This is a genomic window from Bacillus sp. MHSD_36 (assembly GCF_030757775.1).
In the GTDB taxonomy this organism is placed as follows: Bacteria; Bacillota; Bacilli; order Bacillales; family Bacillaceae_G; genus Bacillus_A.
The window spans coordinates 154,655-178,966 of record NZ_JAVBIS010000004.1 but is presented as its reverse complement, the minus strand read 5'-3'; the positions used below and the strand labels follow the sequence as shown (position 1 = coordinate 178,966).

Sequence of the window (24,312 nt, the reverse complement as noted above, 5' to 3'; positions counted from 1 at the left end):
AGCTCCCCTTAAGAATCTCAATCACTCTTTCCACCCTAACACTCAATGAATAGGAAACCATTATCTTCATTTCTCCTGTAATACAAAAAGATAAAGATTAACTATTCATCGAATTTACTTTATCGATTTAGATACGTTATCACATTTATTAATAGGACTATGCACATTATTTTCTATTTCAAAAACAAAATGATAAAATCTTTAGACTTGTTCACGCTTTCATTATACAACGAAAGGAAACCGTCTAAAAGAGTAGACGGTTTCCAAAACGGAATTTTATTCTTACGCTTTACCGTTAGAACCGAATTCGCGCATTTTACCAATAACAGTTGCTTTGATAGCGTCGCGTCCAGGTCCGATAAATTTACGAGGATCGTAAACTTCTTGGTCTTTGTTTAATACTTCACGAACAGCTTTTGTAAACTCGATTTGGTTCTCAGTGTTTACGTTAATTTTTGAAGTACCTAAAGAGATAGCTTTTTCGATATCAGCAGTTGGGATACCAGTACCACCATGTAATACTAAAGGTACGCCAGTGAAGTCACGAACTTGTTCCATTTCAGCGAATCCTAAGTTAGGCTCACCTTTGTAAGGACCGTGTACAGAACCTAAAGCTGGAGCTAGGCAATCGATACCTGTTGCTTCAACAAGGTGCTTACACTCTGCTGGGTCAGCGTAAATTACGCCTTCAGCGATTACGTCGTCTTCTTGTCCGCCAACTGTTCCAAGCTCAGCTTCAACAGATACGTTACGAGCGTGTGCGTATTCTACTACTTTTTTAGTAGTTTCTACGTTTTCTTCGAATGGGTGGTGAGAAGCGTCGATCATTACAGATGTGAAACCTGCATCGATTGCTTCTTTACATTTTTCGAAGCTTGAACCATGGTCAAGATGAATCGCTACAGGAACAGTGATGTTCATTTCTTCGATTAAAGCTTTAACCATAGCTACAACTGTTTTAAAACCAGTCATATGACGAGCTGCACCCTCAGATACACCTAGGATTACAGGAGATTTTTCTTCTTCCGCAGCAGCTAAGATAGCTTGAGTCCACTCTAAGTTGTTCATGTTGAATTGACCAACTGCGTATTTTCCTTCTAGTGCTTTGTTTAGCATTTCTTTCATAGAAACTAAAGGCATGGTGAATCCTCCTAAAAAACGTTTTTTGTATCCGATAAGTTCTTATCGCTGGTAGTATGACCAGAATAAGGTAAAATATGTATATCTACATACCGGACTTTTTTCTACACTCAATAGGATAACAACTTGTACTCAAAAACTCAACCGTATTCACCTGCACAATAGTCCATGTAAACGCTTTTTTCCATATTTTTTATAAAAAATTCATTTTTAAGCCTCTACAGCGAGCTCATTTCTCACCGCTTGACGAATTTCATCAATATCAAATGGTTTAGCAAAATGCATTAAAGCACCTAAATCTTTTGCTTCTTGGATCATATCAAGCTCTCCATAAGCAGTCATTAAAATCACTTTAATACTCTCATCAATTTCTTTTACATGCTTTAAAATCTCTATACCATCCATACCTGGAATTTTCATATCTAACACAACTAAATCTGGATTATCTTTTTTCACGATATCTAAAGCTTGAAATCCATTCGCTGCTTGGAATGTCTGATAACCTTCTTTTTGGAACACTTCATGTAATAACACACGAATGCCATATTGATCATCAACGATTAAAATTTTCCCTTCCATAACTCCCAACCTTTCTGTGTAAGTACAAGATTTAAAGCTTCTTATATCTTAACGATTAATTTTCGATATTCTTTGGCAAATTCCTTCCTATTCTTTCTTATTTTACCGTTTCCTATTTTGTTATGCCACCATTCGATTTCACCTTTCTAAAAAAATAAACTATAATGAAAGCCGGTAAACATGTACGAAGGGAGTATCATTATGTTAAAAATTTTTTCAACCCAATTAAGTGGTTATTTCTCCAGAGTTTCTCAAAAGGAAGAAATGAATATAGAAGATAGCGCCCGTCTACTTGCTCAAGCATTAGTTGGCGAAGGTTTTATTTATTTACATGGTACAAATGAGATGGAGGGCGTTGTTGCTGAAGCACTATTCGGTGCTGAACCGATGAAGCAAGCAAAACGATTATTTGAAAATGATAAAGAAGTAGAGGTAACTTCTGCAGATCGTGTACTTCTTATTAGCCGTTTTTCAACAGATGAAGAAGTTTTGGCAATAGCAAAAAAACTGCAAGCAGATGGACACTCTATTGTCGGCATCTCTGCTATTCAAGAAGGTACTGAATCACTAGAACAATATACAGATGTACATATTGATACAAAGCTGTTAAAAGGGCTTATTCCAGACGATGAAGGTAATCGCTACGGATTTCCAAGTTTAATTGTAGCTTTATTTGCGTATCACGGAATCAAATTTACAATCGATGAAATGTTAAATGAATATTAAAAAAAGCGCCCTATTTCAGGCGCTTTTTTTATTACTTGCTCTCTTTATTCGTAATAGACGCTTTTACGAAGTCATGGAACAATGGTTGTGGACGGTTTGGACGAGAAACAAGTTCTGGGTGGAACTGTGCTGCCACGAACCAAGGATGATCTTTCAATTCAATGATTTCAACTAAACGGCCGTCTGGGCTTGTACCAGAGAATACAAATCCTGCTTTTTCCATATCCGGACGGAATTGATTGTTGAACTCATAACGATGACGATGACGCTCATATACAACCGGCTCATTATAAGCATTGTAAGCATTTGTTTCTTCAGAAAGCTTACATGGGTATAGACCAAGACGAAGTGTACCACCTAAGTCTTCTACGTCTTTTTGTTCTGGTAATAGGTCAATGATTGCATAAGGTGTGTCAGGATTGATTTCAGAAGAGTTAGCTCCTTCTAATCCTAATACGTTACGTGCGAATTCAATCGATGCAAGTTGCATACCTAAGCAAATTCCTAGGAATGGAACTTTGTTTTCACGAGCATATTGAATTGCAACGATTTTACCTTCTACACCACGATCGCCGAAGCCACCTGGTACAAGGATACCATCTGTGTCTCCTACTAATTCTTGTACGTTCTCTGGTGTTACGTGCTCAGCATTTACCCATTTCACTTCTACATCTGTATCGAAAGAGTAACCTGCATGACGAAGTGCTTCTACAACAGAAATGTATGCATCTTGAAGCTCTACGTATTTACCAACAAGAGCGATTTTTGTTTTCTTAGAAAGATTACGTACTTTTTCAACTAGCGCAGTCCACTCTGTCATATCTGCAGCTGGATTGTCTAATTTTAAGTGATCGCAAACGATTTGGTCCATATTTTGCTCTTGAAGAGATAATGGAACTGCATATAAAGTATCTGCATCGCGTGCTTCGATAACTGCTTTTGTATCGATGTCACAGAATAATGCAAGCTTGTCTTTCATGTCTTGAGAAACAGGCATTTCTGTACGAACAACGATAATATTTGGTTGAATACCTAAGCTACGAAGCTCTTTAACGCTATGTTGCGTTGGTTTTGTTTTCATTTCACCCGCTGCTTTTAAGTACGGGATTAACGTACAGTGAATGTACATTACATTGTCACGACCGATGTCGCTCTTAATTTGACGGATTGCTTCTAAGAATGGTAGAGACTCGATGTCACCAACAGTCCCACCAATTTCTGTAATAACAACATCCGCGTTTGTTTCGCGACCAGAACGGTATACACGCTCTTTAATTTCGTTAGTAATGTGAGGAATAACTTGAACTGTTCCTCCTAGGTATTCACCACGACGCTCTTTTTGAAGAACTGAAGAGTAAATTTTACCTGTTGTTACGTTGCTGTATTTGTTTAAGTTGATGTCGATGAAACGCTCATAGTGACCAAGGTCTAAGTCAGTTTCTGCACCATCATCTGTTACGAATACCTCACCGTGTTGGTATGGGCTCATAGTCCCTGGGTCTACGTTAATGTATGGATCAAACTTTTGAATCGTTACGTTTAAACCGCGATTTTTTAAAAGTCTTCCTAGAGATGCTGCTGTAATACCTTTTCCTAAAGACGATACTACACCGCCTGTTACAAAAATATACTTAGTCATGAAAAAGCTCCCTTCTACTTTGCTGTTATATAATCACCGTTGCAAAGCGCAACGTATGTAGATAACACTGTATCCATCTTATTGTTAGACTCTTTTTATTTTCTAAACAAAAAACAAAAAAGAAAATTGCTCCCCTCATCACAAAAAGTAATAAGTAGGGAGCAATTTTCTTTTATATTTACACTTTAAAAGTATTATCGTCCTTTTTTAAAGAGCCCAAAAATGATTCTACATGGACGATAATGAAAAGTCAAGAACTACAGTTCTTCCTCTTCTTCTTCTTCAGTTTCATCATACTCAAGTTCTTCTTCGGCGAAGTCGTCATCATCTTCATCTAAATCATCAAGATCATCGTCATCTCCGTCTTCATCTTCAAGAACCTTGTCCAAATCTTCTACATCATCTTCTTCGTCTTCAGTTACGTCTGCATCGTCGAAGTCTTCATCTTCTTCAATGTAGTCGTCAAAACCGTCTTCTTCAACTTTACGTTTTTTCTTCGGTTTTGGTTGAGGCAAGATTTCTTCATCAATTTGCTCGTATGGGTACCAGCTGCGTAGCCCCCAACGATTTTCTCCTAAATTAATGAAACGTCCATCGATGTTTAAGTCTGTATAAAATTGTGCGAGTTTCGCATTAACTTGCTCTTGAGATAGTCCCAGCACTTGAGCGATTTCTTGAACCAACTCATTGAATGTCGTTGCTTGTCTTTTATCCCCTAAAACGCTATGTACAACTTCAATCATTGAACATTCTTTTAGCTCTTCTGGTGAATATTGCTTAAAATCCACTTATGCGGCACTTCCTTTCATCAAATATAACCTTATATATAACGGCCTGCTTAAAAAAATCCATACTATTCATTATAAACAAAAGTCGCACAAATATGCTACAAAAAAAACGGGAAACTTTATATAGCAATAAAATTATAATTTGTCCATTCCTTATTTCGGAAGCATATGTGCTCCTTGCAGTACGTACCTAATTTGCATTTCTGTATATTCTTCGAGCGTATACAGTTTTTGTAGCGCCCAACGTCTAAATCCCCACATCTGTCCTTGTATAAAAATATTATGTGCAAGAAGCTGTATTTCTTTTTTAGTTAATGTAAATGTTCCATTTTCCGTACACTGTTCTAAAATATTCTCGAACATTCCTACCATTTGAAACTCCTTTTCTAATACGTATGGGAGTGATTCTTTCGGTAAAAAGCGTACCTCTTGATACATTATTAATACTTCTTCTTGTAATTCGTCCATCACTTTAAAGTAATTCGTTATTGCTATCTTTAAACTTTCTACACTTCCTTTTTCTGTACAAACTACTTCCTCTAATCTTTCTTTTACATGTTCATAAATACTATCACAAACTAAATACAAAACATCATCTTTTGTACGAATGTATTCATAAAGCGTTCCAATACTAAATCCAGCCGCCTTTGCAATCTCTCTCGTTGTTGTACGCGGAAATCCTTTTTGTTTAAACAATTGCACTGCACCTTTAATCATTTGCTCACGCCTTAAAGCGACTAATTTTTCATCTTTCACGGACGCATGTACATTATGTTTAACCATCCTCTTCACCTCTCTCTATTATTTTGGGAAGGAAAAAGCGTAGGAAAATACCTACGCCTTTGATCCTACTTCGTTAACATACGAGAAATTACGAGCCTTTGAATCTCTTGTGTTCCTTCATATATCTGCGTAATCTTTGCATCTCGCATGTAACGCTCTACTGGATAGTCTTTCGTATAACCGTAACCACCAAATACTTGTACCGCTTCAGTCGTCACCTTCATCGCTGCATCACCTGCAAATACTTTTGACATCGCTGATTCTTTCCCATAAGGAAGCCCTTCCGATTCCAGCCAAGCTGCTTGATATGTTAGAAGACGCGCCGCCTCCACATCCGTTGCCATATCTGCAAGTTTAAAGCCAATTCCTTGCTGCGCCGCAATCGGCTTCCCAAACTGATGACGCTCTCTCGCATATTCTACGGAAGCATCTAAAGCCCCTTGTGCAATACCAACCGCTTGCGCCGCAATACCATTACGACCACCGTCTAATGTTTGCATCGCTATCTTAAACCCTTGTCCTTCTTCCCCTAGTAAATTCTCTACAGGAATACGGCAATCTTCGAACATAATTTCAGTTGTTGGCGAAGAGCGAATCCCCAACTTACTTTCCTTCTTCCCAACTGAAAATCCCGGTGTATCACTTTCTACAATAAATGCACTCGTTCCACGCTGCTTCGATTCAGGATCAGTTAACGCAAAGACAACATAAATGTCAGCAATACCGCCATTTGTAATAAAGATCTTTGATCCATTTAATACATAATGGTCTCCATCTCTTTTAGCAATCGTCTTCATTCCACCGGCGTCCGATCCAGATCCCGGCTCCGTTAAGCCGTACGCGCCAATTTTCTTCCCTTCAGCCATCGGTCGTAAAAATATTTGCTTTTGCTCTTCTGTTCCAAATTTAAAAATTGGCCAACCAGCAAGCGAAGTATGTGCAGACAATGTTACACCTGTAGAAGCACATACACGCGATAATTCTTCAATAGCAATTACATACGCCAAGTAATCGCTTCCAATTCCACCGTATTCTTCAGGCCACGGAATACCGGTTAAACCAAGCTCGGCCATTTGATCAAATATTGCACGATCAAATCTCTCTTCTTCATCCCGCTCAGCTGCCGTCGGTGCTACTTCGTTCTTAGCAAAGTCTCGAACCATTTTTCTTATCATTTCATGTTCTTCTGATAGTTTAAAATGCATGCCCGTCTCCCCCTTGTGCTTTTATAAAGCTCGGCTAATAACCAGTTTCTGTATCTCGCTCGTTCCTTCATATATTTGCGTGATTTTCGCATCACGGAAAAATCTTTCCACTGGATAGTCTTTCGTATAACCGTATCCACCAAATACTTGCACCGCTTCAATCGCAACTTCAACAGCTGTTTTAGAAGCGAATAATTTCGCAATAGATGCTTCTTTACCGCATGGTAGTCCTTGTGCTCTTAACGATGCCGCTCTATATACGAGTAATCGCGCCGCTTCTACACTAGTAGCCATATCTGCAAGTTTGAAGCCAATCCCTTGCTGCGCCGCAATTGGCTTTCCGAATTGCTCACGTTCTTTCGCATAATCAATTGCACATGCAAGCGCCGCTTCTGCAATTCCTAATGCTTGCGCTCCAATTCCAATTCGTCCAACATCTAAATTCGCCATCGCTACCTTAAATCCTTGTCCTTCTTCACCAAGTAAATTCTCAGCCGGCACTTTCATGTCCTCGAACGTAAGCTGTACCGTGCGAGAACCGAGAAGTCCCATTTTATGCTCATCTTTGCCAATAATTAAGCCTGGTGTATCTTTTTCTACTATGAATGCAGAAATCCCACTTTTTCCTGCCTCTGGATTTGTAGAAGCGAATACGATGTATGTACTTGCTTCACCGCCATTTGTAATAAATACTTTCGATCCATTAATAATGTAGTGATCGCCTTTCTTTACAGCTCTTGATTTCAAACTTCCTGCATCTGATCCTGCATTCGGTTCTGTTAATGCAAATGCGCCTAAATATTCACCAGTCGCAAGTTTAGAAACATATTTCTCTTTCTGTTCTTCTGTTCCAAAATATAAAATTGGGTTCATCCCAACTGACGTATGTACAGCTAAGATTACACCAACTGTTGCACTTACCTTTGAAATTTCTTCAATCGCTAAAATGTAAGAGATAAAATCCATTTCTGAACCGCCGTATTTTGCAGGCGCTGGAATTCCCATTAATCCAAGCTCACCCATCTTCTGCAAAATCTCTTTTGGGAACACCCCTTGTTCCATACTAGGAACAAAGGGTGCTATTTCCTTCTGCGCAAAATCTCGAACCATTTTCCTCATCATCTGTTGCTCTTCATTAAAACGAAAGTTCATATACGCCGCCTCCATTTGCTATATATCCTTTTAACAATTTGGTAAGACCACTATTTTGTAACAAAGGGGAATTTATTCGTAAACGTAGAAACCACGACCTGTTTTACGTCCTAACCATCCTGCATTTACGTACTTGCGTAGCAATGGACATGGACGATATTTACTATCACCTAAACCTTCATGCAACACTTCCATAATGTATAAACATGTATCTAAACCGATAAAATCAGCGAGCGTTAAAGGACCCATCGGGTGATTCATACCGAGTTTCATTACTTCATCAATCGCTTCTTTCGTCGCTACACCTTCATATAATGTATAAATTGCTTCGTTAATCATCGGTAATAAAATGCGGTTCGATACAAACCCTGGGAAATCATTTACTTCAACTGGTACTTTCCCAATTTTCTTCGTAATATCTTCAATCGTTTCATATACTGCATCATCTGTAGCCAATCCACGAATAATTTCAACAAGCTTCATAACCGGAACGGGGTTCATAAAATGCATACCGATTACCTTTTCCGGACGCTTCGTTACCGCTGCAATTTCAGTAATTGGCAGAGATGACGTATTCGTCGCTAAAATTGCGTGTTCTGGAGCGATTTCATCTAGATTCGCAAAGATTTTCTTTTTAATATCCATTTTCTCAACAGCTGCTTCAATAATAAGGTCTGCTTCCTTCACACAATCTAAATCAAGCGTTACTGTAAGACGGTTTAATGTCGCTTCCTTTTCTTCTTCCTTCATGCGCCCCTTTTCTACTTGGCGCGCTAAGTTTTTCGTAATGATAGCCAACCCTCTATCTAATTGCTCCTGTTTTAAATCTTGTACCTTCACATCGTATCCTGCCATTGCACATACTTGTGCAATTCCTGATCCCATTTGTCCTGCACCAATTACAACAATTTTTTGTACACTCATTTCTTCTTCCCCCTTAATATAATTCTGTAATAAATGAATCGTTTTCTCGCCGTAAATTAATGAACCTCAATCATCACCGCATCGCCTTGACCGCCACCACTACAAATCGAAGCAATTCCAATTCCGCCACCGCGTTGCTTAAGTGCATGGATTAATGTAACGATAATGCGCGCTCCACTTGCTCCAATTGGGTGTCCCATCGCTACTGCGCCGCCGTTTACATTCAATTTTTCTGGGTCAATTCCCGCGATCTCTGTACTTGCAATTGCTACCGCTGCAAATGCTTCATTAATCTCAAATAAATCAATGTCTTCAATTGTCTTTCCTGTTTTTTCTAACAATGCGTTAATTGCATACCCTGGCGTTCTCGGGAAATCTTTAGATTCCACTGCAATTGCTGTATGCGCCAAAATTGTTGCTAATGGCCTTCTTCCTTCTTGTTTCGCTCTGTCTTCACTCATTAATACAAGTGCAGCACCACCATCGTTTAGGCCTGGCGCATTACCTGCTGTCACCGTCGCTGTTTTATCAAATACAGGTTTTAATTTTGCTAACTTTTCAACCGTTGTATCCGCGCGTGGTGCTTCATCCTTTGCAACGACAATCGGATCACCTTTTCTTTGTGGAATCGTTACTGGCACGATTTCCTCTTCGAAACGTCCTTCTTTATGTGCTGAAACTGCACGTTGATGGCTACGATATGCCCATTCATCTTGCGCTTCGCGAGAGATTCCGTCTTCTTTCGCAACTTCTCCGCCATAAACACCCATGTGTATACCTGAAAATGCGCATGTTAAACCGTCAGCAACATTTAAATCAATAACCTCGTTGTTGCCCATTCTGTATCCCCATCTTGCTCCGCGTAAAATGTAAGGGCTGTTACTCATCGACTCCATACCGCCAGCTACAATCAATGATTGATCGCCAGTACGAATAATTTGATCCGCTAACGTAACCGCACGAAGCCCTGATGCACAAACTTTATTCACTGTTTCCGTCTGCACTTCCCAAGGGATTCCAGCAGCTCTCGCAGCTTGGCGCGATGGAATTTGTCCCTGCCCGCCTTGAATAACTGTGCCAAATATAACTTCCTCAACATCACTAGCAGAAACGTTCGCTCTTTCAAGCGCTGCTTTAATTGCAATTCCTCCAAGTTCTGTTGCTTTTACATCTTTTAAAGATCCTCCGAATTTCCCAACCGGTGTTCTTGCAGCACTTAAAATAACTGTTTTACTCATGTTTCTTCCCCCATTTCTTTTTTTAGAACCGAGCGCTCGCTCGGCATTGTTACGTTGAGAAGAGGTGCAATGATTGCACCTCTCTCTAAAGTTGTATTCATGCTTGCAAATTACATAGCTTCTTTCTTCTGTCCGATAACAGAGCGTTCTAAAATCTCTGTTACATCAAGCGTTTGAACATTCTCTTCTACCTCTTTCGCTTTCGTCCCATCACTAATCATCGTTAAGCAATATGGACAACCTGTACCGATAATGGATGGTTGCACAGCTAATGCTTGTTCTGTACGAGCAACGTTAATACGTGAACCGGCTGTCTCTTCCATCCACATTAAGCCACCACCTGCTCCACAGCACATTCCCGTTTCACGGTTACGTGCCATTTCTACAAGGTTCACGCCAGGAATCGCTTTCAAAATATCACGTGGCGCTTCGTATACTTCGTTGTATCTTCCTAAATAACAGGAATCATGGTACGTAACTGTTTCCTCAATAGCATGAACAGGTTTTAAGCGTCCTTCTTTCACCCACTGAGCTAACAGTTCTGTATGATGATAGACTTCTGCTTGCAAGCCAAAGTCCGGATACTCATTTTTAAATGTGTTATAAGCATGAGGGTCAATCGTAACGATTTTCTTCACTCCTGCTTTTTCAAATTCTTCGATATTCTTTGTCGCCATCTCTTGGAAAACAAATTCATTTCCAAGTCGGCGCGGTGTATCTCCAGAGTTCTTCTCTTTATTACCAAGTATCGCAAATGAAATGCCTGCTTCGTTCATCAACTTCGCAAACGAGATCGCAATCTTCTGACTACGATTATCATATGATCCCATTGAACCAACCCAGAATAAATATTCGAACTCCTCGCCAGCTTTCGATTTTTCTTTCACAGTTGGAACTGTTACTTCATCATCACCTTGGCGCCATGTTTCGCGCTCTTTACGGTTCAGACCCCACGGATTCCCTTGACGCTCGATGTTTGTCATCGCACGCTGCGCTTCCGCGTCCATCTTTCCTTCTGTTAAAACGAGATAGCGGCGTAAATCAATAATTTTGTCAACATGCTCATTCATAACCGGACACTGATCTTCACAGTTACGACACGTTGTACAAGCCCAAATCTCTTCTTCTGTAATAACATCTCCAATTAAACTCGGATCGTAAGCGAGTGCTGTAGCTGCTGATTCCTGTTGCCCTTTCCCAGATGCCATCATCGCTAACTGGTTTCCTTGTTTATTATTAAAGGCAACTACGGGAACCCACGGTGCTTTCGATGTCACTGCTGCTCCTTTATCAGTTAAATGATCGCGAAGTTTTAAAATTAAATCCATCGGCGATAACATTTTCCCTGTTCCTGTTGCCGGACACATATTTGTACAACGACCACACTCTACGCAAGCGTATAAATCGATAAGCTGATTTTGTCTAAAGTCTTCTATTTTACCAACACCAAATGTTTCTTGTGTTTCATCTTCAAAGTCAATCTTTTCAAGCTTCCCTGGATTTGAAAGACGGCCAAAGAATACGTTGGCTGGTCCTGCAATTAAATGCGCGTGTTTTGATTGTGGAACATAAACTAAAAACGTTAACAGAATTAGTAAATGCACCCACCAAGAGAAATAGAACACAGAAATGGCTACGGTTTCATTTATTCCCGAGAAAACGTAAGCGATTGCAGAAGCGATTGGTTCACTCCATGAAAGCTCCTCGCCGTGCCATATAATTCCCATTCCATTACCGAGTAGCACAGATACCATTAAGCCACCAATAAAGATAAGAACAAGGCCTGATTTGAAATTACGTTTTAAACGAACTAGCTTCTCAACATAACGTCGATGAAAAGCCCAAAAGACTGCAATTAAAATAACAAGTGTGACAATTTCCTGGAAGAATGTAAATGCAGGGTATAGTGGTCCAAGTGGAAGATGTGATCCTGGTGCGAGTCCTTTCCAAACGAAGTCAATTGCTCCAAATTGGACAAGAATAAATCCGTAAAAGAACATAACGTGAATAATGCCGCTCTTTTTATCTTTCAGCAGCTTTTTCTGACCGAAGACATTGACCTTAAGGAGATCCCAACGCTCTTTAAAACGACGGTCAAATTCAATCTTTTTTCCTAACTGTATGTAGGCCATCCTCGTTCGTATAAGATACACAAACAGATATCCCGCATAAGCAATAACAGCAATGGCAGCCAGCCAATTAATGATCAGTAAGCTATTCATTTTTATGCTACCCCTCTCTTTGTAAGCCCTCTTTATTTTTTAGAATCTTCGAAAACATATAATTTTCTGAATTTTATCTCCTACCTTCATTATATAATGAGTGAGCATTCAGTCAACAGTTTTTTGTTATACAACAACATATTTTTTAATAAAGCTGTTTTTTTCGGTGAAACTATAAAGTGAAACTTTAATTTATAAAAACTGCTGGTGAAAAGACCGTGAAGGAGGGAATTTACTCATGTTCTTCTTATCTCTCTTATTAATAGGCATCGCTCTCTGGATTGTAATCGACTTTTCTTATGGGAGAATTGTTCATTTAAAGCGTGTACGTTCTCGTTCTTTCCCTTTACGTCAAAGTGATTTTCACCTTTATACATACGGAAAAGATTTGTATGACGCCCTATTTACTGATATAAAACAGGCGAAGCACCATGTGCACGTTTTGTTCTTCATTGTCAAAAACGATAAAATCAGCCGTGAATTTTTAAAGTTACTTATCGATAAAGCAAAGGAAGGGATTGAAGTAAGACTTTTACTCGATCGATTAGGAAGCCACCATTTATCAAACGAGGCAATTCATTCCTTGCAAAAACATGGGGTCTCTTTTTCATTTTGTCATAAAGTAAGGTTTCCTTTTCTCTTCTTTTCTGCAAATCAAAGAAACCATAGAAAAATTACAGTTATTGACGGAAAAATTGGTTATATTGGTGGGTTTAATATTGGAGAAGAATATTTAGGACATAATCAAAAATTAGGATTATGGCGCGATTATCATTTACGCCTTACAGGGGAAGGAATACAAGATTTACAAAAGCAATTTTTACATGATTGGCTCGACGATACGAACCAAAATTTATTAAATTCACCTCTTTATTTTCCTAAGCAACAACCAGGAATCATTCTGCATCGTTTTATCCCTACTGATGGTGCCTACTTGCAAAGTACATTTTTATATTTAATCAAAAGTGCGAAAAAAGAACTCTTTATCGGTACACCATATTTCATTCCTGGGAAGAAAATTATGAATGCATTATTAAAAGCGCGACAACGTGGGGTTCAAATCACGGTTCTTGTTCCAGAAAAAGCGGATCACGCCCTTGTTCGCGAAGCAAAATTCCCATATTGCCGCAAGTTAATACAAGCTGGGTGCAATATTTACGCATTTCAACAAGGGTTTTTTCACGCTAAAGTTATTATAGCCGATGATTATATTTGTGATATTGGAACTGCAAACTTTGATATGCGAAGTTTATACAGTAACCATGAAATCAACTGCCTTTTATATGATAAACATTTTATACAAACAGTAAAAAATAAATTCCATGAAGATCTAGAAAATGCGTCATTACTTTCCTTTAAGGATGTTAGCCCGCATTCTCTTATTGATAGAGGAAAAGAATGGGTAGGCACGATACTTGCTTTCTTTCTATAGGAAAGATAATGGATAAAGGAGATGTATTCATTATGATTATGCGTTTCGGATATGTCTCACATGCAATGGCACTCTGGGACTGTTCTCCGGCTAAAACGATGACATTTACAAGCTTTCAAAAGCTTAGTAAGCAAGAACGAGAAGATAAATTATACGATGTTACACGGCAGAATCTTGAGCATACAATACGTATTCTTCATTACAATATAGCGCATGAAATTCCATTATATCGCTTATCTTCTTCCATCGTCCCACTTGCAACACATCCCGAAGTCGAGTTCGATTACATCGGGTTGTTCACACCGCTTTGGCGTAAAATTGGGGCATTAATTAAAGAACACAATCTGCGAGTAAGTTTTCATCCAAATCAATTTACGCTATTTACAAGCGATAAGCCACATATTACAACTAACGCTATTACAGATATGACCTATCATCATAAAGTATTAGATGCAATAGGAATTGCAGATTCTTCTTATATTAACATCCATGTAGGTGGTGCCTATGGAAATAAAGAAAAAGCGGTTGGACGTTTTCATGAAAACATAAAAAAACTTCCTGCACATATAAAAAAGCAAATGACGCTTGAAAACGATGATAAAACATATACAACTGCTGAAACTTTATCTATTTGCCAAAAAGAAAAGATACCTTTCGTATTTGATTATCATCATCACATGGCTAACCTTTGCGAGGAACCGCTAGAAGATTTACTTCCTGCAATTTTTGAAACTTGGTCACATACAAATATCATTCCTAAAGTTCACATTTCCTCCCCTAAATCAGAAAAAGAGTTTAGGGCTCACGCTGAATATATTAATGTAGAGTTTATTAAACCTTTCTTACACATTGCAAAAAAAATCAATCATGATTTCGATATTATGATTGAAAGTAAACAGAAAGATTTAGCACTATTCCAATTAATAGCTGAACTTTCTTCTATAAGAGGAATGAAAAGAACAACTGGCGCAACGTTACAATGGTAAATTGTAATGTTGCGCCTTTTTTTCAAAAAGTAATTCTTATAGTAAAAATGTTCCTATTTTATATGCTATTATTTAAATTAGCATTTTCCCCCTAAGATTCAACTTTATTGAAATGGAGTCATAATATGATTAATCAAAAAAAGTATGTACAATTTGTCATAATTTATATTTTTATATTTTCTCTTTGGATATTCTTTATTCCAGATAAATGGAATATAAAAGAAATTGGAATCCTTTTCTTATTTTGTTTTGCTGCAGTCTTTTCTTGTTATTGCTCATATAAAGCAATTAAGAAGATGAAGCGCGGCGATAAATTATTTTGGGTGTTATTATTATGCACTTGCCTCTGTGGATTGGCTATGGAGATAACTTTATTTCTTGATTCACTTTCTATATGCACTCAAGTCATATTCTCATATGAAGCACTACCTTTTTTCATCATCCAGTATATTTTACTCTTTTCTGGCTTTACTATAAAATTCATAAAACATTACTCTATTAGGGGCCTTGCTCAATTTTCATTCGATAGCATCTTTATCGTTATTATGAATATTTATTTTACCCTAACTTTTATTTTGGATCTTTCAAGCTTCAGTATGCTAACAAAGGGCACGTGGATTTTAATTGGATACTTTGTCGCACAATCATTAGTCATTTACGCCGTTATTAGCCTGTATAGAAGAGAACAATATTCTTCTAGTAGAATTTCATTAATTATTGGTTTTACTATCATTCTCGTTTACGGATATATACAGCTATTCCAGTTAAACAAAGGAATGCAAACTTCCGCTGAATTCTCTTATTTAATACATACTGCTTCCATTTTATTAATCTGTTTATCGTCCATACTATACATTTTGGATAAACCAATGCAACATGAAACGAAAACAAAATATTATCGATTTGACTATGTGCGCTTTATATTACCGTATTTTAGTATAATCATTACTTTTTCCTTTATTATCATTCAACCTTGGGATGATAAGTTCATGTTAATCGGTCTCGTATTATCACTTATTTTTTTATTCTTACGACAACTTTACATGTGGAAAGATAATAAAGTATTAATCGATACATATGAACAGCTGACTACACAACTAGAAGATGAAGTTGAAGAAGGTGCATTCGCATTATCAAAAAGTGAACAACGCTATAAATCTTTATTTGAAGATCATCCCGATGCTGTTTTCTCTTTAAATATGAATGGTATTTTTCAACATTCTAATAAGGCATGTGAAAGCTTGTTTACCGCCTACTATTGTGAAGTAGCAAGCTATTCTCTTCTACACTTCATTGATTCAAAAGACCATGATCTACTAAAGAAAGCTTTACAAATAACAAAAGAAGGTAGGCCACAAACTTTAGAAGTTCGTACAAAAGAAAACGAAGGCTATTACTATTACCTTCACATTACACTCATCCCTACTTTCATAAACAAAGAAGTTGTTGGGATGTTCGGCATAGCACGTGATATTACAACTTTATATGAAAAGCAAAAACAAGTAGAACATTTAGCATTTCATGATGCACTTACTGGATTACCAAATCGCCGAAAGTTTGAAAAAGATTTAAAAAACATTTTAAATACAGCTCAAACTAGCGCGAATGATGTTGCCGTCATGTTCCTTGATTTAGATAGATTCAAAAAAATTAACGATAGACTTGGTCACGATGTCGGAGATCTATTATTAATTGAAGTAGCAAAAAGATTACGTGGTTGCTTGCGTTCAAAAGATATCGTTGCTCGTCAAGGTGGAGATGAGTTTACAATTCTATTACCAGATATGTACTCAGAAAAAAGTGCGGCTTTTATAGCGGAACAGATTTTAACTGTTTTAAACAAACCATTCTTCATTAAAGACGAAGAACTGTCTATTACACCTAGTATCGGAATTGCCATGTATCCTGATTACGGGACCGATGTTACTGAATTAATGAAAAATGCTGATATGGCTATGTATCGCGCGAAGGCAAATGGAAAAAACAGATTTGTTTTCTTCTCAAAAGAAATAAGTATCGCCCAAAATGAAATCCAATTCTTAGAAGGTGAACTTACAAAAGCATTACAACAAAATGAATTTTTCCTGGAATATCAGCCACAAGTAAGCACAAAAACAAAACAAATTATCGGTTTTGAAGCATTAATTCGTTGGAAGCATCCAAAACTCGGCATCGTATCGCCCGCTCAATTCATTCCTCTAGCTGAGGAAACCGGATTTATTATTGAGCTTGGAAATTGGATTTTACGTACCGCTTGCTTAGAGGCAAAAAGGTGGCATAATCAAGGTTTTTCTCACTTAAAAGTTGGTGTGAATTTATCTGTTGTTCAATTTAACCATACAAATTTAATCCCAACCATTTCAAAAGTGTTAGAAGAAACAGAACTAAAACCAGAAGCACTAGATATTGAAATTACGGAAAGCATTGCAATTAATCAAAATCAATCTGTAGTTGCAAAACTAGAACAGCTTCAAAATCTCGGTATTCAAATTTCAATCGATGACTTTGGAACGGGTTATAGTTCTTTAGCTTATTTAACAAAATATCCAATTAATACATTAAAAATTGCTCGGGAATTTATTTGCGGCATTACAACTAGTCCTTTAGAAGAAGCGATTATCTCTTCCATTATTACACTATCAAAAGAATTAAATTTAGAAGTTATTGCCGAAGGAGTAGAGACAGAAGAACAATGGAAGTTTTTATATGAACAAAACTGTGACAACATTCAAGGATTCTTTATTAGCAAGCCTGTTTCTAGTAAAGATGTTTGGATGTTACTCCACAAAAAAACAACCGTCTAGATAAGACGGTTGTTTTTTAATATTCAAAAGGTAGGTCCGAAGCTAATTGTACCTCTTGATCATTATGAGAAATTACTTGGCTTTTCTCTAAAGCTGTATCTGTTAATGAAATACCCCATGCCATTGCTAACGTTAATAAACTACCAATAAGTAATTTTTTCATATTCCATCACCCACATTTTTTTCTTTTAATATATCATGAAAATTTATCCATACCGCATGCAATTATGCATATCCATTTTTTGGGTTATTCATTGATTGATTTTATTTACGATCGCCTCTTTATATGCATGCATTTCTAATATATCAAAAAAGAAACTTGCTTTCTTATATGCATCTTCAATCTCTGCCTCATCATACTCCAACTTTTCTAGACATTCACCTCTTTGATAGTACAGCTGTCCAATTAATGCCATACTATTAATTCGGCAAGATATTTCAATCGCCTTATTCACTTGATACAAGGCTTGTTCATATTGATTATCTAAGTATAATGCTTTTGCATGATTATATCTTACCTTCACGTCGAATTCTTCATTATCATGCAATGTCTCTAATTGTTTTAATATATCTTCAAATAACTCAATACTTTTCTTAAAATAATTATTTTCAGCATAAATATTTGCAATTGCATTCTCTATATAAAGATTTTGGTATACGTCTATTCCAGCTAATTGTTGGTTTAATAATTTTTTTAATTCTAAAATACAATATTCATAATCAATTTTCTTCAATATGTAAGCTGCTACATGATATTGCCATTGAAGAAACTGCTGGAATTCAGGATGATATTCTTCCTTTTTCAGCTCATTCCATACTCTATTATAAATCTCTTTATATTTTTTTTGCTTACACAGCATAATGACTTGATCTTTAAACTGTTTTTTTCTCTCGATATCTGAATAAATGAGTACCTCATAAAAATGAATAATGGGAACTTGTAACTTTGCTGCAATACCTTGCAATATATCCATACTTGGGTATACTGCGCCTGATTCAATTCGGCTCACTTCCGATTGATGACATATGTTCTCGGATAACTGCTTTTGTGTTAACCCTCTCATCACCCTAATTTTCTTAATTTCACTTCCTAGTTTTTCTGCGTGCATACTTACTCACCATCCCATTATAACAATCTAATTTTTTAAGTTGTCATACCACTACAATAATGTGAATTCGACAATTTTTGATATGAAATAATGCATAATATATATATAAAATTCGGCAAATTCTTAATACAATTCATCCCACATACAATAATTAGGAGTTTTATAGATGAATTAGAGAAAACTTGCCAGTGCATTCATTCCGTTCGGTCTCCTTTGCTCCTTATCAACAAAAGCTATTCATGCCCAAGAATTAGATAAAAGTGAAGTAAAAGTTGAAAATGCTCAGCCTGGTTTAACAATTGGGAAATTAACAAAACCTCAAAATGATACGAAAGAGAATATTGCAAAAAACATTTAAAGGGTGAGGTAAACGTGGCTAAAGCTCAACAAGAACAAGTCACTACTAAGAAAATGTAGATTTCCAACCTACAAATAAAGAAACAAAAGAAAATCAAACCGAAGCTCGCCTTGCACAAACATATAAAAACTATAAAGTATATGGACAAGATCTTATTGTAAAAGTAGATAAAAATGGAGTAATCACAACTATTAGTGGTAAAGTTGTCCAAAATTCAGATCAACAACCTAATCTTACTATAACAAATTTTTTGTCGAAAAATGAAGTAAAATCTATATTACGCGATATACTTCAAATCCTGAGCGATGTGACTGTGACGAAACTCTCTATTGAAATACTTGTTTATAAGAAAAAAGAAGCTTACCACTCATAGGTAAACTTCTTTTCATATCCATCCCTTTTCTTCTGCAATTGTAATGGCCTCAATTCTATTTTTCGCATCGAGCTTCGTTAATACTTCAGAAATATAATTACGCACTGTTCCAGGTGAAAGATAAAGTACCTTCGCAATTTCATTTGCCGTCTTTCCTTCTTTTGCAAGTAGCAATACTTCTTTTTCACGATCTGATAACGGATTTTGCTCCTGCCATAAGCCGAACATTAAATCTTGAGAGACTTCTCGCTTTCCTTTCATTACGTTACGAATCGATGCAGCTAAATCTTCACTCGGGCTATCCTTTAATAAATATCCTTGTACGCCAGCTTTCATTGCTCGTTCAAAATAACCAGGGCGCGCAAATGTTGTTAAAATCATCACCTTACATGCTGATTTTTCTTTCTTTAATGTTTCCGCAACATCTAATCCGCTTTGAATTGGCATTTCAATATCCATAATGCTTACATCGGGTTTTAGCGATTCAATTAGTTTTAGCGCTTCTTCCCCGTTCGCAGCTTGCCCAATTACTTCGATATCGTCTTCTAGATCAAGTAAGGCCCCTAATGCACCACGAAGCATTCGCTGATCTTCTGCAATAATAATTCGAATCATGCCCTCACCTCATCTTTTCCAGTTCTAATAACAACCGGAACTTTTACTATTAATAGTGTCCCTGGATTGATCGTACACAGTTCAACAAATCCATCAATAAGAGCAATGCGCTCCTTCATACCACGAATGCCATTTCCATCATGGTTTTGATCTGCTAAACCGATTCCGTTATCTTCTACTTTCAAAATTAGCTCACCTTGTGATTCTAATACAGAGACTGTACAATTTGTCGCCTTACTATGTTTTACAACATTCGTCACAGCCTCACGTAAACACATTCCTAAAATATTTTGTTCAATAGGTGATAACGAACTCGAACTTGCTTCCTGCTTCACTTCTAATTCGATATTAGCCGCTTGTAAGATTGCCCTTATTTGCTCAAGCTCTTCTTCTACTGTAATCATACGCATATCAGAAATTAATTCCCTTAGCTGTTTTAAAGCCGTACGAGATGTTTGTGTAATTTCCTTTGCTTCCTCACTTGCACGCTCCGGATTTTTTACAATTAATTTCTCCACGAGCTGACTCTTTAAAGTAATAAGTGATAACGTATGCCCCAACGTATCATGAAGATCTCTTGCAATTCGTTGCCGCTCTTCACGTTTCACTAAATCTTTAATTTGCTCATTGGCTTCGTTTAATTGATTTCTTAACATCTTTTTTTGATTAAAATTACGCATTCCAAATGGTGTAAGTAGCATTAAAATAAACATCGGAACAATATTTACTAAACTCGTAGTTGTTATTTGATTCATATTTACAAATATAAAACTTCCAAGCATTACAGCTAACAAACTTAACAACACTCGAAACACTTTCTTATTTGGTGCAAACCCTATCGCACTTGCTGTGAAAAAACCAAAGAATATCATGAAGGGGTTGTAAAATAAAGCAAATAAAAAAATGAGTACCATTTGAATACATGCCCAAAAAACAAACGTTCTCTGTACAAAATAAAGCTGACGGTATGTGATAATGAAAACTATCAACATACCGCTTCCAATTACAAGCTTCCACCCTGACGCCTGCGATAAATGGTAAATCGGAAATAATAAATACACGAGAAACATATACGGAAAGAAACCCATATGTTTCGGAAAAATCTCAATCCTCTTCTTCTCTATCATTTATACCGCTTCCTGTCTTTTTCTTATATATATTGATATTACAACAAATATAAGGAAATAACCTCCTAATACCGCGATATTTTCCCAACCAATCGATTTTCCAGCTACAATATCCCATGCACCACTTCCGAAGTGATATGTTGGTGTCCATTCACCGATAGATCTTAATATTTTCGGGAATACTTCGATTGGCATCCATAGACCGCCAATTACAGCTAAACTCATATTTAAAATATTCGCTAAACCCGCTGCTGCATCCGCCTTCTTAATAGAACCTATTACTGTTCCTAATGCTAAAAATGGTGTTACACCTAACAACAACCATAATCCAGCACCAATCCATTGCCCTACTGTTAACTCAACATGATTAATTAATATCCCTGCGATAAAGATAACTAAAATTGAAAAAGCATTCACTACTGTTTGAGCGATGATCTTTGCTGTTATATAAGCTCCCTCCGGAAGTGGTGTAATTTTCAACAAATGTGTCCACCCTTGCCCCTTTTCCTGAGAAATCCTTACACCGAAACTAAAAAGTGCAGTCCCTACAATACTAAACGTCGCCATTGAGATTAAATAATGCGCTTTCCACGCATCTCCATTTTGTGGCACTTGAATAACATTAGTGAAAATATAGTAAAACATAACTGGCATTAATAATGAGAAAAAGATAAATAATTTATTGCGGAACGTACGTAAAATCTCTATTTTGCATTGCATCCATAAAGCCTTCATGCGATTTCCCCCTTCTGATTTGCGATAAACTGTTCAAATGCTTCATCAAGACTTCCACGTTCAACTGAAATATTTGTTACAGGTAAGTTCTTTTCATAAATTGCTTTTAAAGTTGCATCCGTATCTTCAGTTATTAAAGTGAAGTTACCTTCGTTTAATTGTACTTCTGTTACGCTTGGTAACTCTTTTAATAATTTTGCAGGAATACTTTCCTTCGAGTAAAATGTAATTGTTTTTTGTGAAATCGTCGCTTTCATCTCATCTGGCGTACCGTTTGCGATAATCTTTCCATTTGCGAATAATAAAATACGATTTGCTAATGCATCTGCTTCTTCTAAATAGTGCGTCGTTAAAATAATCGTTTTCCCTTCACCCGCTAACTTTCGAATCGTTTCCCAAAACGTTCTTCGAGACATAATATCCATTCCTACTGTCGGCTCATCTAAAAATAGCAAATCTGGATTCCCTGCAAGTGCGAGCGCAAAATTTAACCTTCTCTTTTGACCACCTGATAACTTCTCACATCTTTGCTTTCGCTCTGATTCTAAATTTGATAACTGTAGTAACACTTCTTTCGCTACAGGATTCGTATAATAACTACGGAATAACTCAATTGCCTCGTCCACCGTAATGCTATCAATGACACTTACTTCTTGTAACATCGCACCGAGGCTATTACGAACATCTCTATGCTTTGGACTCTTTCCAAATATAGAAACAGTTCCTTCCGTCGGATCCTTTAATCCAAGCATCATCGACATCGTCGTCGTTTTCCCTGCCCCATTCGGTCCAAGTAGTGCTACGATTTCTCCTTTATTCACATGAAATGAAACGTTACTTACTGCGTTTTTATGTTTAAATGTTTTAGAAACACCATTTACTTCAATAATCTTTTCCATCTCTCCACCCCCGCTGTTTCTTATATTTACATTGTATTACTTGGAAAACTTAGGAAACAGTATGATGCGTCATGACATCGATATGACAATTGTCATGTATTCTTTATGAGAGGAATCAATCCGCATACTGCAAGCGAGTAGCAGGACGAAAATAAACATGATACAATCGGGTAAGATATATATTCGAGGAAGGACAGTGGTTTTCATGATTATTCGTAATGAACAAGATTTAGAAGGCTTACGAAAAATCGGCCGCATCGTTGCGCTTGCACGTGAAGAAATGAAAAAAGAAGCGAAGCCAGGTATGACAACGAAAGAGCTTGATTTGATCGGTAAAAAAGTATTAGATGAGCACGGTGCTATTTCTGCACCTGAAAAAGAATATGATTTCCCTGGTGTAACCTGCATCAGTGTAAACGAAGAAGTTGCTCACGGTATTCCAGGAGATCGCGTATTAAAAGAAGGCGACTTAGTAAATGTCGACGTATCTGCTGCACTTGATGGCTATTATGCAGATACAGGTATTTCATTTGTACTTGGAGAAGATGAAGCAAAAGAAAAGCTTTGCCAAGCAGCTGTTGATGCATTTTGGGCAGCAATGAAAAAGGTGAAAGCTGGTTCAAAGCAAAATCAAATTGGTCGTGCTGTTTCAAACTTCGCACATAAAAATGGATACAATGTGATTCAAAACTTAACTGGTCACGGTATCGGTCTTAGTTTACATGAAGCACCAAACCACATTTTAAGCTATTTTGACCCAATGGATAATGCGCTTTTAAAAGATGGTTTAGTTATCGCTGTAGAGCCATTCATTTCTATGAAAGCTGATCACATTATCGAACGTGGCGATGATGGTTGGACATTCGTTACACCTGATAAAAGCCTTGTTGCACAATGTGAACATACCGTTGTCGTAACACGCGGTGAACCGATAATTTTAACAGAAATATAAAATTAAAAATGACCGTTTGTAGAATTTTTCTACTAAAACGGTCATTTTTAATTTTCGGAAAATGTTTGTTAAACCGCTGTTGAACTCTTTATCATTTAAGTATATAATCTTTAGCGAAGGTTATTCATAATCATCTTCTAGAGAAGATAACACTATTATCAAAAGGGATACCTTCTTTTTTATTATGTAAAACAGCTTCAAAAATGACCGCAGCAATGATTTAGTCGAATATTATAAATAACTTATATTCCACTAAATCCGAAAAGGAACTGTACCATGTTAACTTCGGTCCACAAATTGTACAACTCTCTCTAGGCAAAAAGTTAATTTTCATAAATGTAATAAGTGACATTCTTAAGATACAATTACCCCAATTTCATATTACATGAATGAATATTTTCAAAGTGCATATTGTCTTCAACCTAACCAAAATCAACCCTATTCAGATTTTTTCCACACAATTTTAAAGCAAAAAACAAACTTTTAACTTGGGATACATTACTTTGGTTAGCATGTATCGTAAAAC

The 24,312-nt window shown here is 36.9% G+C and carries 21 protein-coding genes and 1 pseudogene; 6 read left to right on the top strand and 16 right to left on the bottom strand.

The features are described from left to right. Nucleotides 1-282: 282 nt before the first annotated feature. Both Q9B79_RS18040 and spo0F read right to left on the bottom strand, forming a co-directional pair. Nucleotides 283-1,140 carry a class II fructose-bisphosphate aldolase gene (locus tag Q9B79_RS18040; RefSeq protein ID WP_048528036.1) on the bottom strand — a complete coding sequence of 286 codons (858 nt, stop codon included), beginning with the start codon at nucleotides 1,138-1,140 and terminating at the stop codon, nucleotides 283-285. A 210-nt stretch (nucleotides 1,141-1,350) separates the two neighbouring features. Then, entirely contained in the window at nucleotides 1,351-1,719 is a 369-nt protein-coding gene (gene spo0F / locus Q9B79_RS18035) for a sporulation initiation phosphotransferase Spo0F (RefSeq protein ID WP_000398594.1), read from the bottom strand. Nucleotides 1,720-1,920: 201 nt separating this feature from the next. On the opposite strand from spo0F, the gene Q9B79_RS18030 reads away from it, so the two are divergent. Continuing rightward, nucleotides 1,921-2,445, top strand: a complete 525-nt coding sequence (locus Q9B79_RS18030) for a DUF2529 domain-containing protein (RefSeq protein WP_306186349.1) — start codon at nucleotides 1,921-1,923, stop codon at nucleotides 2,443-2,445. Between the two features lie 31 nt (nucleotides 2,446-2,476). Here the strand turns inward: Q9B79_RS18030 and pyrG are convergent, their stop codons facing one another. The 8 genes from pyrG to Q9B79_RS17990 all read right to left on the bottom strand — a co-directional run bounded on the left by pyrG (nucleotide 2,477) and on the right by Q9B79_RS17990 (nucleotide 12,396). Next, on the bottom strand, nucleotides 2,477-4,084 hold the full coding sequence (pyrG, locus tag Q9B79_RS18025) for a CTP synthase (RefSeq protein ID WP_078419560.1): 1,608 nt from the start codon (nucleotides 4,082-4,084) through the stop codon (nucleotides 2,477-2,479). A gap of 257 nt (nucleotides 4,085-4,341) precedes the next feature. Further along, a complete protein-coding gene (rpoE, locus tag Q9B79_RS18020) occupies nucleotides 4,342-4,872 on the bottom strand; it encodes a DNA-directed RNA polymerase subunit delta (RefSeq protein ID WP_002194871.1) in 531 nt (176 codons plus the stop codon). Nucleotides 4,873-5,025: 153 nt separating this feature from the next. Continuing rightward, the gene (locus tag Q9B79_RS18015; protein ID WP_000238606.1) at nucleotides 5,026-5,655 is read right to left on the bottom strand and encodes a TetR/AcrR family transcriptional regulator; all 630 of its coding nucleotides are present in this window, start codon (nucleotides 5,653-5,655) and stop codon (nucleotides 5,026-5,028) included. Nucleotides 5,656-5,720: 65 nt separating this feature from the next. Continuing rightward, entirely contained in the window at nucleotides 5,721-6,860 is a 1,140-nt protein-coding gene (gene acdA / locus Q9B79_RS18010; protein ID WP_306186348.1) for an acyl-CoA dehydrogenase AcdA, read from the bottom strand. Between the two features lie 21 nt (nucleotides 6,861-6,881). After that, complete coding sequence (locus Q9B79_RS18005) at nucleotides 6,882-8,012, bottom strand: acyl-CoA dehydrogenase (RefSeq protein WP_001011186.1); 1,131 nt, start codon at nucleotides 8,010-8,012, stop codon at nucleotides 6,882-6,884. A gap of 72 nt (nucleotides 8,013-8,084) precedes the next feature. Next, entirely contained in the window at nucleotides 8,085-8,936 is an 852-nt protein-coding gene (locus tag Q9B79_RS18000) for a 3-hydroxybutyryl-CoA dehydrogenase (protein ID WP_071757850.1), read from the bottom strand. 56 nt (nucleotides 8,937-8,992) lie between these two features. Then, nucleotides 8,993-10,174, bottom strand: a complete 1,182-nt coding sequence (locus Q9B79_RS17995) for an acetyl-CoA C-acetyltransferase (protein ID WP_306186346.1) — start codon at nucleotides 10,172-10,174, stop codon at nucleotides 8,993-8,995. A 110-nt stretch (nucleotides 10,175-10,284) separates the two neighbouring features. Next, entirely contained in the window at nucleotides 10,285-12,396 is a 2,112-nt protein-coding gene (locus Q9B79_RS17990) for a (Fe-S)-binding protein (protein WP_306186345.1), read from the bottom strand. A gap of 238 nt (nucleotides 12,397-12,634) precedes the next feature. Between Q9B79_RS17990 and cls the strand changes: the two genes are divergently transcribed. The 3 genes from cls (at nucleotide 12,635) to Q9B79_RS17975 (ending at nucleotide 17,618) form a co-directional block, all read left to right on the top strand. Continuing rightward, nucleotides 12,635-13,828: a cardiolipin synthase gene (cls, locus tag Q9B79_RS17985; protein ID WP_306186344.1), complete on the top strand. Its 1,194-nt coding sequence runs from the start codon at nucleotides 12,635-12,637 to the stop codon at nucleotides 13,826-13,828. A gap of 32 nt (nucleotides 13,829-13,860) precedes the next feature. After that, nucleotides 13,861-14,814, top strand: a complete 954-nt coding sequence (gene uvsE / locus Q9B79_RS17980; RefSeq protein ID WP_306186343.1) for a UV DNA damage repair endonuclease UvsE — start codon at nucleotides 13,861-13,863, stop codon at nucleotides 14,812-14,814. 125 nt (nucleotides 14,815-14,939) lie between these two features. Continuing rightward, nucleotides 14,940-17,618, top strand: coding sequence for a DUF4084 domain-containing protein (locus Q9B79_RS17975; RefSeq protein WP_306186341.1), 2,679 nt, complete (start codon nucleotides 14,940-14,942; stop codon nucleotides 17,616-17,618). Nucleotides 17,619-17,634: 16 nt separating this feature from the next. On the opposite strand, the gene papR is transcribed toward Q9B79_RS17975, so the two are convergent. Further along, the gene (papR, locus tag Q9B79_RS17970; protein WP_000734741.1) at nucleotides 17,635-17,781 is read right to left on the bottom strand and encodes a quorum-sensing peptide PapR; all 147 of its coding nucleotides are present in this window, start codon (nucleotides 17,779-17,781) and stop codon (nucleotides 17,635-17,637) included. A gap of 88 nt (nucleotides 17,782-17,869) precedes the next feature. Further along, entirely contained in the window at nucleotides 17,870-18,727 is an 858-nt protein-coding gene (gene plcR, locus Q9B79_RS17965) for a transcriptional regulator PlcR (protein ID WP_306186340.1), read from the bottom strand. 196 nt (nucleotides 18,728-18,923) lie between these two features. Between plcR and Q9B79_RS17960 the strand changes: the two are divergent. Continuing rightward, nucleotides 18,924-19,455: pseudogene (locus Q9B79_RS17960) on the top strand (M4 family metallopeptidase); the annotation flags it as partial. A 15-nt stretch (nucleotides 19,456-19,470) separates the two neighbouring features. On the opposite strand, the gene Q9B79_RS17955 reads toward Q9B79_RS17960, so the two are convergent. From Q9B79_RS17955 to Q9B79_RS17940, 4 genes are read right to left on the bottom strand one after another with little or no spacing between them, the layout of a single operon-like run. Next, nucleotides 19,471-20,073, bottom strand: coding sequence for a response regulator transcription factor (locus tag Q9B79_RS17955; protein WP_306186339.1), 603 nt, complete (start codon nucleotides 20,071-20,073; stop codon nucleotides 19,471-19,473). Next, complete coding sequence (locus Q9B79_RS17950; protein WP_306186338.1) at nucleotides 20,070-21,200, bottom strand: sensor histidine kinase; 1,131 nt, start codon at nucleotides 21,198-21,200, stop codon at nucleotides 20,070-20,072. Before Q9B79_RS17950 ends, Q9B79_RS17955 begins: the two co-directional genes overlap by 4 nt. Beyond that, nucleotides 21,201-21,935, bottom strand: coding sequence for an ABC transporter permease (locus Q9B79_RS17945; protein ID WP_074608073.1), 735 nt, complete (start codon nucleotides 21,933-21,935; stop codon nucleotides 21,201-21,203). Next, nucleotides 21,932-22,834, bottom strand: coding sequence for an ABC transporter ATP-binding protein (locus Q9B79_RS17940; protein ID WP_306186336.1), 903 nt, complete (start codon nucleotides 22,832-22,834; stop codon nucleotides 21,932-21,934). Before Q9B79_RS17940 ends, Q9B79_RS17945 begins: the two co-directional genes overlap by 4 nt. Before the next feature lie 157 nt (nucleotides 22,835-22,991). Here Q9B79_RS17940 and map point away from each other — a divergent pair, with 157 nt between their 5' ends. Next, nucleotides 22,992-23,786: a type I methionyl aminopeptidase gene (map, locus tag Q9B79_RS17935; RefSeq protein ID WP_002096176.1), complete on the top strand. Its 795-nt coding sequence runs from the start codon at nucleotides 22,992-22,994 to the stop codon at nucleotides 23,784-23,786. Nucleotides 23,787-24,312: the final 526 nt, after the last annotated feature.

What these genes read in the sequence shown, in the direction of transcription:
- Q9B79_RS17995 (WP_306186346.1), bottom strand. Translation starts at nt 10,174, where the DNA reads ATGAGTAAAACAGTTATTTTAAGTGCTGCAAGAACACCGGTTGGGAAA.
- Q9B79_RS18015 (WP_000238606.1), bottom strand. Translation starts at nt 5,655, where the DNA reads ATGGTTAAACATAATGTACATGCGTCCGTGAAAGATGAAAAATTAGTC.
- spo0F (WP_000398594.1), bottom strand. Translation starts at nt 1,719, where the DNA reads ATGGAAGGGAAAATTTTAATCGTTGATGATCAATATGGCATTCGTGTG.
- Q9B79_RS17975 (WP_306186341.1), top strand. Translation starts at nt 14,940, where the DNA reads ATGATTAATCAAAAAAAGTATGTACAATTTGTCATAATTTATATTTTT.
- map (WP_002096176.1), top strand. Translation starts at nt 22,992, where the DNA reads ATGATACAATCGGGTAAGATATATATTCGAGGAAGGACAGTGGTTTTC.
- Q9B79_RS17990 (WP_306186345.1), bottom strand. Translation starts at nt 12,396, where the DNA reads ATGAATAGCTTACTGATCATTAATTGGCTGGCTGCCATTGCTGTTATT.
- papR (WP_000734741.1), bottom strand. Translation starts at nt 17,781, where the DNA reads ATGAAAAAATTACTTATTGGTAGTTTATTAACGTTAGCAATGGCATGG.
- Q9B79_RS18000 (WP_071757850.1), bottom strand. Translation starts at nt 8,936, where the DNA reads ATGAGTGTACAAAAAATTGTTGTAATTGGTGCAGGACAAATGGGATCA.
- Q9B79_RS17945 (WP_074608073.1), bottom strand. Translation starts at nt 21,935, where the DNA reads ATGAAGGCTTTATGGATGCAATGCAAAATAGAGATTTTACGTACGTTC.
- acdA (WP_306186348.1), bottom strand. Translation starts at nt 6,860, where the DNA reads ATGCATTTTAAACTATCAGAAGAACATGAAATGATAAGAAAAATGGTT.
- Q9B79_RS17940 (WP_306186336.1), bottom strand. Translation starts at nt 22,834, where the DNA reads ATGGAAAAGATTATTGAAGTAAATGGTGTTTCTAAAACATTTAAACAT.
- Q9B79_RS18030 (WP_306186349.1), top strand. Translation starts at nt 1,921, where the DNA reads ATGTTAAAAATTTTTTCAACCCAATTAAGTGGTTATTTCTCCAGAGTT.
- Q9B79_RS18005 (WP_001011186.1), bottom strand. Translation starts at nt 8,012, where the DNA reads ATGAACTTTCGTTTTAATGAAGAGCAACAGATGATGAGGAAAATGGTT.
- Q9B79_RS17955 (WP_306186339.1), bottom strand. Translation starts at nt 20,073, where the DNA reads ATGATTCGAATTATTATTGCAGAAGATCAGCGAATGCTTCGTGGTGCA.
- uvsE (WP_306186343.1), top strand. Translation starts at nt 13,861, where the DNA reads ATGATTATGCGTTTCGGATATGTCTCACATGCAATGGCACTCTGGGAC.
- pyrG (WP_078419560.1), bottom strand. Translation starts at nt 4,084, where the DNA reads ATGACTAAGTATATTTTTGTAACAGGCGGTGTAGTATCGTCTTTAGGA.
- Q9B79_RS18040 (WP_048528036.1), bottom strand. Translation starts at nt 1,140, where the DNA reads ATGCCTTTAGTTTCTATGAAAGAAATGCTAAACAAAGCACTAGAAGGA.
- Q9B79_RS17950 (WP_306186338.1), bottom strand. Translation starts at nt 21,200, where the DNA reads ATGATAGAGAAGAAGAGGATTGAGATTTTTCCGAAACATATGGGTTTC.
- plcR (WP_306186340.1), bottom strand. Translation starts at nt 18,727, where the DNA reads ATGCACGCAGAAAAACTAGGAAGTGAAATTAAGAAAATTAGGGTGATG.
- cls (WP_306186344.1), top strand. Translation starts at nt 12,635, where the DNA reads ATGTTCTTCTTATCTCTCTTATTAATAGGCATCGCTCTCTGGATTGTA.